At 71.0% G+C, this 9,032-nt stretch carries 9 protein-coding genes; 8 read left to right on the top strand and 1 reads right to left on the bottom strand.

Annotation, left to right across the window (positions count from 1 at the left end):
* The 4 genes from ACFV0Q_RS33250 to ACFV0Q_RS33235 form a co-directional block, all read left to right on the top strand.
* The coding region (locus ACFV0Q_RS33250) for an MFS transporter (protein ID WP_385010479.1) at positions 1-1,143 on the top strand (1,143 nt) is incomplete at its 5' end.
* A gap of 21 nt (positions 1,144-1,164) precedes the next feature.
* Positions 1,165-1,674 (top strand): MarR family winged helix-turn-helix transcriptional regulator, encoded by a 510-nt coding sequence (locus ACFV0Q_RS33245; protein ID WP_385010477.1) that lies wholly within the window; start codon positions 1,165-1,167, stop codon positions 1,672-1,674.
* Between the two features lie 75 nt (positions 1,675-1,749).
* Entirely contained in the window at positions 1,750-2,079 is a 330-nt protein-coding gene (locus ACFV0Q_RS33240) for a DUF3817 domain-containing protein (protein WP_385010475.1), read from the top strand.
* Between the two features lie 100 nt (positions 2,080-2,179).
* On the top strand, positions 2,180-3,880 hold the full coding sequence (locus ACFV0Q_RS33235) for a methylmalonyl-CoA mutase (protein ID WP_385010473.1): 1,701 nt from the start codon (positions 2,180-2,182) through the stop codon (positions 3,878-3,880).
* 59 nt (positions 3,881-3,939) lie between these two features.
* Here the strand turns inward: ACFV0Q_RS33235 and ACFV0Q_RS33230 are convergent, their stop codons facing one another.
* Positions 3,940-4,578: a TetR/AcrR family transcriptional regulator gene (locus ACFV0Q_RS33230; RefSeq protein WP_385010471.1), complete on the bottom strand. Its 639-nt coding sequence runs from the start codon at positions 4,576-4,578 to the stop codon at positions 3,940-3,942.
* Positions 4,579-4,828: 250 nt separating this feature from the next.
* On the opposite strand from ACFV0Q_RS33230, the gene ACFV0Q_RS33225 reads away from it, so the two are divergent.
* From ACFV0Q_RS33225 to ACFV0Q_RS33210, 4 genes are all read left to right on the top strand, one after another.
* Positions 4,829-5,824, top strand: coding sequence for a tetratricopeptide repeat protein (locus ACFV0Q_RS33225; protein ID WP_385010469.1), 996 nt, complete (start codon positions 4,829-4,831; stop codon positions 5,822-5,824).
* A gap of 583 nt (positions 5,825-6,407) precedes the next feature.
* The gene (locus ACFV0Q_RS33220; RefSeq protein ID WP_385010467.1) at positions 6,408-7,052 is read left to right on the top strand and encodes a DUF6230 family protein; all 645 of its coding nucleotides are present in this window, start codon (positions 6,408-6,410) and stop codon (positions 7,050-7,052) included.
* A 106-nt stretch (positions 7,053-7,158) separates the two neighbouring features.
* On the top strand, positions 7,159-7,716 hold the full coding sequence (locus tag ACFV0Q_RS33215; protein ID WP_385010465.1) for a DUF6114 domain-containing protein: 558 nt from the start codon (positions 7,159-7,161) through the stop codon (positions 7,714-7,716).
* Positions 7,706-8,998: a hypothetical protein gene (locus tag ACFV0Q_RS33210; RefSeq protein WP_385010463.1), complete on the top strand. Its 1,293-nt coding sequence runs from the start codon at positions 7,706-7,708 to the stop codon at positions 8,996-8,998. Before ACFV0Q_RS33215 ends, ACFV0Q_RS33210 begins: the two co-directional genes overlap by 11 nt.
* Positions 8,999-9,032 lie beyond the last annotated feature (34 nt).

The raw sequence follows: 9,032 nt of genomic DNA, 5'->3' as shown, positions 1-9,032 counted from the left end.
GGCCGGGGGCGCTTTCGCGTACCGAACGGGCCGGGCGGGCCGGTCCGGCCCTACGGGGAGCCGCCGGTGGACCCCTACGCCCTCGGCGGCACCCTCCTCGCCGGGCTCGCCGACCGGCACCCCGCCCGGCGGCTCCTCGTCTCCTGCGACCTGCTCTGCGCCGCCTGCGCGGCGGCCATGGTCTGGCCGGGCACCCCGGTCGCCGGGATCCTCGTCCTGCGCTGCGCCATGGCCTTCGTCGCCCCGCTGTTCCAGGGTGCCCGCAGCGCCTCCCTCGCCGACATCCTCGGCCCCGGCGAGCCCTTCGTCCTCGGCCGCTCGCTGCTGCGCATGGTCACCCAGAGCGCGCAGCTCGTCGGCTTCGGCCTCGGCGGACTGCTGCTGACCGTCCTCGCCCCCCGCGGGGCCATCGCCCTCACCGCCGCCGGGTTCCTCGCCTCCGCCCTCCTCCTGCGCCTCGGCACCCGCGACCGGCCCGCCCGTGCCACCGCCGCGACCGCCCGCACCTCCGCCCTCGGCGGGATGCGCGCCGTCCTCGGGAACCGCCGGCTGCGCGCCCTCATCCTGCTGTGCTGGTTCCCGCCCGTCTTCGCCGTCGTACCGGAGGCCCTCCTCACCCCCTACGCCGACGGCATCGGCGCGGGCACCGCCACGCTCGGGGTACTGATGTGCGCGCTCCCCGTCGGCACCATCGCGGGTGAACTCTGCGCCGGCTCCCTCCTCACCGTCCGAACGCGTTCGCGGATCACCGTCCCGCTGGCCGCCGTCGCCCTGCTGCCGCTCCTCGCCTACGCCGTCCGGCCCGGCGCGCCCGTCGTCCTCGTGGCGCTCCTGCTCGCCGGGCTGGCGCACGCGTACAACCTCGACCTCGACCGGATGTACGTGGACGCCGTCCCCGACGAGCTGCGCGGCCGGGCGATGACCCTGCTGAGCACCGGCCTGATGACCCTCCAGGGCGTCGGGATGGCCCTCGCCGGGATCGCCGCCGAGTTCTTCCCGCCCCACGCCGTGGTCACCGGCGCCGCGGTCATCGGCACGGCCGTCGTCCTGCTGCTCCTCGCGCAGCTCCGGGCCACCGAGCCCCCGGGTCCCTCGGCCCCCGGCCCCGCGCCGAGGGGTGAGACGGGGCTGACCGCCAAATGACCGCCCGGTAGGGTCTGGTGGATGCCCAAGCCGCTCAGCCTTCCCTTCGACCCCATCGCCCGCGCCGACGAGCTCTGGCAGCAGCGCTGGGGACCGGTGCCCTCGATGGCGGCGATCACCTCGATCATGCGCGCCCACCAGATCCTGCTGGCCGAGGTCGACGCGGTGGTGAAGCCGTACGGACTGACGTTCGCGCGGTACGAGGCGCTCGTGCTGCTCACCTTCTCCCAGGCGGGGGAACTGCCGATGTCGAAGATCGGCGAGCGCCTGATGGTCCACCCGACCTCGGTGACGAACACCGTGGACCGGCTGCTGAACTCCGGCCTGGTGGCCAAGCGGCCCAACCCCCAGGACGGGCGCGGCACGCTCGCCTCCATCACCCCCAAGGGCCGCGAGGTCGTCGAGGCGGCGACGAAGGACCTGATGGACATCGACTTCGGGCTGGGCGCGTACGACGCCGAGGAGTGCGCGGAGATCTTCGCGCTGCTGCGCCCGCTGCGCGTGGCGGCCGCCGACTTCGAGGAGAAGTAGGAAGGGGAGCGAGGGGAGGGGCGGCGGCGGGGGCCGCGTCAAGATCGCGCAAAACGGACGGTTAGGCTCGACGCCATGAAACGAAGCGTGCTGACCCGCTACCGCGTCATGGCCTACGTGACCGCGGTCATGCTCCTGATCCTCTGTGCCTGCATGGTGGCGAAGTACGGCTTCGACACCGGCGCCGACCTGACCCTCGCGGTCTCGCAGGTCCACGGTGTGCTCTTCATGATCTACCTGGTCTTCGCCTTCGACCTCGGCTCCAAGGCGAAGTGGCCCTTCGGCAAGCTGCTGTGGGTCCTGGCGTCGGGCACCATCCCGCTCGCCGCGTTCTTCGTCGAGCGCAAGGTCCACGCCGAGGTCGAGCCGCTGGTCGCGGACGGCCTCGTCACCGCCAAGGCCTGAGGCGCCGGCGCTGGAGCGCCGCTCGCACGGACACCCCGGGGAAGGACTCCCCGGGGTTTCCCATCGACATTTACTAGGACGTCCTAGTAAATTCGTGGGTATGGACGCTGACGCCATCGAGGAGGGCCGCCGTCGCTGGCAGGCCCGGTATGACAAGGCCCGCAAGCGCGAGGCCGATTTCACGACGCTCTCCGGAGATGACGTCGATCCCGTCTACGGGCCCCGCCCCGGCGACTCGTACGAGGGGTTCGAGCGCATCGGCTGGCCGGGGGAGTACCCCTACACCCGCGGACTGCACGCCACCGGCTACCGCGGCCGGACCTGGACCATCCGCCAGTTCGCCGGGTTCGGCAACGCCGAGCAGACCAACGAGCGCTACAAGATGATCCTGGCCGCCGGCGGCGGCGGGCTCTCCGTCGCCTTCGACATGCCCACCCTCATGGGCCGGGACTCCGACGACGCCCGCTCGCTCGGCGAGGTCGGCCACTGCGGCGTCGCCATCGACTCCGCCGCCGACATGGAGGTCCTCTTCAAGGACATCCCGCTCGGCGACGTCACCACCTCGATGACCATCTCCGGGCCCGCCGTGCCCGCCTTCTGCATGTACCTGGTCGCCGCCGAGCGGCAGGGCGTCGACACCGCCGTGCTCAACGGCACGCTCCAGACCGACATCTTCAAGGAGTACATCGCCCAGAAGGAGTGGCTCTTCGAACCCGAGCCGCACCTGCGCCTCATCGGCGACCTCATGGAGTACTGCGCGAACGGCATCCCCGCCTACAAGCCGCTCTCGGTCTCCGGCTACCACATCCGCGAGGCCGGGGCGACGGCCGCGCAGGAGCTCGCCTACACCCTCGCCGACGGCTTCGGCTACGTCGAACTCGGCCTCTCCCGCGGCCTGGACGTCGACCACTTCGCCTCCGGCCTCTCCTTCTTCTTCGACGCGCACCTCGACTTCTTCGAGGAGATCGCCAAGTTCCGCGCCGCCCGCCGCATCTGGGCCCGCTGGATGAAGGAGGTCTACGGGGCGAAGTCGGACAAGACCATGTGGCTGCGCTTCCACACCCAGACGGCCGGGGTCTCCCTCACCGCCCAGCAGCCGTACAACAACGTGGTGCGCACCGCCGTCGAAGCCCTCGCGGCCGTCCTCGGCGGCACCAACTCCCTGCACACCAACGCCCTCGACGAGACCCTCGCCCTGCCCAGCGAGCAGGCCGCCGAGATCGCGCTGCGCACGCAGCAGGTGCTGATGGAGGAGACCGGCGTCGCCAACGTCGCCGACCCGCTGGGCGGTTCCTGGTACGTCGAGCAGCTCACCGACCGCATCGAGGCCGACGCCGAGAAGATCTTCGAGCAGATCAAGGAGCGCGGCCTGCGCGCCCACCCGGACGGCCGGCACCCCATCGGGCCGATCACCTCCGGCATCCTGCGCGGCATCGAGGACGGCTGGTTCACCGGGGAGATCGCCGAGTCGGCCTTCCAGTACCAGCGGGCCCTGGAGAAGGGCGACAAGCGGGTCGTCGGCGTCAACGTCCACCACGGCTCCGTCACCGGAGACCTGGAGATCCTGCGGGTCAGCCACGAGGTGGAGCGCGTACAGGTCGAGGAGCTGGCCGCGCGCAAGGGCCGCCGCGACGACGTCAAGGTGACCGCGGCGCTCGACGAGATGCTGGCCGCCGCCCGCGACGGCTCGAACATGATCCCGGCCATGCTGGACGCCGTCCGGGCCGAGGCCACGCTCGGCGAGATCTGCAACGTCCTGCGGGACGAGTGGGGCACCTACACCGAGCCGCCCGGCTTCTGACGGACGGTACGCGAGGAGGGCCGGTCCCCTGCGGGGGCCGGCCCTCCGCCGCGCGTGCCTCAGGCGGAGTCGGCGCCCCGCAGGCCGTGCATCAGCAGCTGGGTGAAGGTGGACACCCAGAGCTCGTCCACCGGCTCGGAGCTCACCAGGGCGCGGTGCACCACGGTGCCCGCGATCACGTCGAAGATCAGGTCCGTGGCAAGGCCGGCGAGCGCCTCGTCCTCCTCGTACGGAAGTTCCCCGCGCGCCTGGGCCCGTTCGCGACCCAGTACGACGAGACGTTTCTGCCGGTCCACGATCGCCGACCGGATCCGGTCCCGCAGCGCCGCGTCCCGGGTGGACTCGGAGACCACCGCCATCAGGGCCGTACGGGCCTCCGGGCGCCGCAGCAGCTCCGCGAACTGCAGGACCACGTACTCGATGTCGCCTTCGAGGGAGCCCCGGTCCGGGAGTTCCAGCGCGTCGAACAGCTCCGCGACCGCGTCCACGACCAGCTCGCTCTTGCCCGCCCAGCGCCGGTACAGCGTGGTCTTCGCGACGCCCGCCCGGGCCGAGACGTCCCCCATCGTCAGCTTCGACCAGCCCAGCTCCACCAGCGCGTCCCGGGTCGCCGCCAGGATCGCGGCGTCCGCCGCGGCGCTGCGGGGGCGGCCGGTGCGGCCGGGCGGGGGGCTGGTGCGGGGGCAGGGGTTGCGCATGGCCGAGACCATACCCGCCAGTAGTGCAACCGTCGGGGGGCCGTTCGGTGTGGTTCAGATCACGGGGCGCCCGCGGCCCGGGGGAGTTACGCTACGGCTCGTAGCGTAAGAGCGACAACCACGCGAAGGCTACTGGCGCCAGGTGGGGACCCGGCGCCGCACAGCGGTTCAGCGGTGATCAGAGTATTTCGGCGGGGCGATCTTTCGGGATCCTTTTCGCCGGCGCGCGCACACGGGGGAGGATGTACGCATGCAGCCCAGAAACATGTCCATGAGCGGCGTCGTCGACCTCGCCGCGGTGAAGGCGGCCGGCGAAGCCAAGGCGAAGGCCGAGCAGGCGCGCGCGGAGGCGGCCCGGCAGGGTGGCGCCGCAGCGGGCGGCGCGCCCGGCGGCGCCGTACCGCCGTCCGCCCTCGTGATCGACGTAGACGAGGCCGGCTTCGAAAGCGATGTCCTCCAGCTCTCCAACGAGGTCCCGGTCGTCCTCGACTTCTGGGCCGAGTGGTGCGAGCCGTGCAAGCAGCTCAGCCCGCTCCTGGAGCGGCTGACCGTAGAGGCGAACGGCCGCCTCGTCCTGGCGAAGATCGACGTCGACGCCAACCAGATGCTGATGCAGCAGTTCGGCATCCAGGGCATCCCGGCCGTCTTCGCCGTGGTCGCCGGCCAGGTGCTGCCGCTGTTCCAGGGCGTGGCCCCCGAGCAGCAGATCCGCGAGACCCTCGCCCAGCTGGTCCAGGTCGCCGAGGAGCGCTTCGGCCTCATCGGCCTCCCGGTGGACCCCGCCGCGGAGGGCGCCGCCCCCGTCGAGCGGGCCCCCGAGCCGGCCGGTCCGTACGACGCGCTGCTGGAGGCGGCGGTCGTCGCGCTCGACGCGGGCGACCTGGGCGGGGCCGTCCAGGCGTACAAGAACGTACTGGCCGACGACCCGGCCAACACCGAGGCGAAGCTGGGCCTGGCCCAGGCCGAGCTGCTGTCCCGGGTGCAGCACCTGAACCCGCAGACGGTGCGCGCCGAGGCGGCCGCGAACCCGAAGGACCCGGCCGCGCAGATGGCCGCGGCCGACCTGGACCTGGCGGGCGGGCACGTGGGCGACGCCTTCGGGCGCCTGGTGGAGACCGTCCGGGTGACCTTCGGTGACGAGCGGGACTCCGTACGGGTCCGGCTGCTGGAGCTGTTCGAGGTCATCGGGGCGGACGACCCCCGGGTCACGGCGGCCCGTACGGCGCTGGCGCGGGTGCTCTTCTAGGTGCTTCCCGGGTGCTTCCGGGCACCGACGATTTGTTGACACGTAGATAAACAGCGGCCGCACTTTGCCAAAACTTGGTAATCGCGGCCGCTGTTACTCGCAGTAAGTCGAACGCCGCGATCTGTCCGGTTGGTTCGCTCTTCCACCCTTCTGTCGTGGCCCAGGGTGACACCCTGTGTGGCCACTTGACGGCGCCGGGTCGCATCCCGGTTATCCAGCCGTTACCCGCCAGTAACGAACCCCCTTGTGCCCCGGCCTGGAATGGACCACGATCGGCGACGCTCGGTCCTTCCCGCAGTGCCGCTCATCCGGAGCCGCGGTGGAGGGTCCCCACCGAGCCGGCCGGCGGCAGTGTCACCGGCCGTGGGACAGGGGGGTCCCTGCCACACGCGGCAGGGCCTGTCCTCCAGGTTGCGCGAACGCGTGGCCCAGTGGTTGTCGCTCGGGGGTGATCGTTGGTGTACGGGACGTGGCACAGCCATACCCCGGCCTCCTGCGCTCCTTCCCGAGGACGTAGCACTTCTCCCATCCCAGGACGGGCACGGCCCGGACCGGAGATGTACGTCCGAGAAGGAGGAACAGTATGAGTTCTCAGGTTCGTGGCGGGACCAGATGGAAGCGCTTCGCGCTCGTCATGGTGCCGAGCATCGCGGCCACGGCCGCGGTCGGTGTGGGTCTGGCGCAGGGTGCCCTCGCGGCGTCCTTCAGCGTCTCCGGCCAGGACTTCAAGGTCTCGGCCGACGAGCTCGTCGGTCAGGATCTGATCCAGTACGGCAGTGTGGCGCAGGGCGCGACCCTGGGTTCCGACAAGAAGTCGTACCACCCGGTGACGATCTCCGGCTTCAGCTCGGCCAAGATCACCAACATGTGCCAGTCCCTGGTCACTCCGGTGCCCGGTCTCGGCAATATCACCCTGCAGCTGCGGACGGGCAACAAGGGCCGTCCCGCGGTGGCGGAGAACCTCTACCTCGACGTTGCCGAGCTGGATGCGGACGCCAAGTTCGATTCGCTCGACATCGGTGTCGCGGTAGGCGACGGCAGCCACAAGACCAAGCCGGTCCCCGGCACGGTCGCCGACGGCGGACTGTTCTCGCAGCGGGCCAAGACGGCCACGCTGACGAACGTGCGCCAGAAGGCGTGGGCGACGACGGCGGGTACCTTCACCCTGCCTGACCTCAAGCTGCGCCTGCTCAGTGGCGACCAGCCGTGCTACCAGGACGAGAAGTAGTCCCGTCCGGATGTGACCGGCCGGGCGCGCGACGGCAGCCGTCGCCGTGTGCCCGGCCGGGTTCCACAGAGTTCTCCGTACCACCGTTTCCAGGGAGCTGTTGTCCATGAACCCCCAGGCCCCGGTTCACGCCGCAGACGATCACTGGCTCACTGTCCTGCGCCACCGCTTCCGTGCCTGGCGAGGTGTCCGTCCCTTCTGGGCCGGCGTGTTCACGCTTCTCGGCGGAGTGCCGATCATCTACTTCCCGTTCGCGGACATCCGGCTGGCCAACGTCAGCCTCGCGATCGCGACGACGTCCGGCTCTGTTTCGCTGATCCTCGGCGTCCTGTTGATCACGCTGGGCCTCGCCCTTTGGTTCCAGCAGGGCATCCGCGTCTTCGCGGGCGTCGCGGCGATCCTCCTGGCCCTCGTATCGATCCCGAAGTCCAACCTCGGCGGGTTCTTCATCGGCTTCATCCTCGCCATGATCGGCGGGGCCCTGGCGATCTCGTGGGCACCCGGCGGCCCGGTGGCGGAGACCCCCGAGGCGCAGGCGGCGGAAGACAAGGCGCAGATGATGGCGGAGGCCTTCCAGGGCATCCCCGCTTCCCGCGACACGGAAACGGCGTACGTGACCGAGACGAATGCCCACGCCGATGGCGGGAGGAACAGTGCGGGGTGACGAGACGCAGCGGGGCGTGACCCCAGGCGCAGAGTCCCGTGAGAGAAAGGGTCCGCGCCACGCGGCGCCCAGGAAGTCGCTGCTGAACAAGCTCCAGATACCGGTCGGCAAGACGATGGCGCTGGCCGCGATGCCGACGGCCGTGCTCGTCGGGATGGGTATGGCCCCGAAGATGGCCTTGGCCGACGACAAGGACATCCCCTTCGCGCCCGGCCCCTGCGTGACGCGGTCCGACGAGCCCACCGAGTCGGCCTCGCCGTCGCCCACGAAGACGCCTTCGCCGAGTACGTCGCCCACCACGACGCCCTCGCCGGGTGCCAGCAAGGCCCCGAAGCCGGCCACCACCCCTTCGGCCTCACCCTCGCCCTCGGCCTCCGCCAAGACGGATAAGCAGGCGCCCCCGGCGGCCAAGCCGTCCGCGAGCACCTCGCCCTCCCCGTCGGCGACCAAGACCCCGAACCCGCTGGACCCGCTGGGAGTGGGCGACGCCCTCAAGGGCCTCGTCGACGCGCTCGGCAGGCCGCTCCAGGACGCGCAGAAGCCGGCCACCCCGACGCCCGTGCCCACCCCGAGCGGCAAGCAGACCTCCGACCCAGCCGCGGACGCGATCCGCGAGGCGGCGAGGAAGGCGGGCGTCGACGTCAAGGAACTGCCCCAGGACGTCAAGGACACGGCGAAGACACCGAAGGACGAGACGGGCAAGGCGGCCGATGGCAAGAAGGGCGAGACCGACTCCTCGGCCTCGCCCTCCCCTTCCGCGACGGCCACCACGGACCCGGACGGCAAGCAGCCCTTCCCGTGCCCGACCTACGACGCCAAGGCCCTGGCCGACGCGAAACTGGAGCCGGGCATCCCGCTCCTGCCGGACGAGCCCTGGTACCTCGACAGCTCGATGCTGACCCTCTACGGCCTGGACTACGAGGGCATCGTCGAGGTGAAGACGGCGGGCGGCAAGGTCAAGAAGGTCCTGAAGTTCACCGCGGACTCCCTGGACATCAAGGACCTGTACCAGACGGTCGGGACGGGCAACAACATCGCCCACCTGAAGTCCCGCCCGGGCTCCACGTCCACGATCCGGGGCGCCAAGGTGACCATGTACACCGAGAGCCTCAAGGGCAACCTCTTCGGGCTCATCCCGATCGAGTTCACCCCGAACAGCCCGCCGCCCCTGAACGTCCCCTTCGCGTTCTTCACGAACGTCAAGGTCGTCCAGGCCGGCCAGTTCGGCGGCAACCTCACGGTCCCGGGCCTCAAGAACTACATCGGCCCGCCGGAGAAGTAGGACGGGCGGCGAACAGCACCGAGGGCGGCACCCC

This window comes from Streptomyces sp. NPDC059564, assembly GCF_042735575.1.
GTDB lineage: Bacteria > Actinomycetota > Actinomycetes > Streptomycetales > Streptomycetaceae > Streptomyces.
The sequence above is the reverse complement of the archived record's forward strand: the minus strand, read 5'-3'. Positions and strand labels throughout refer to the sequence as shown.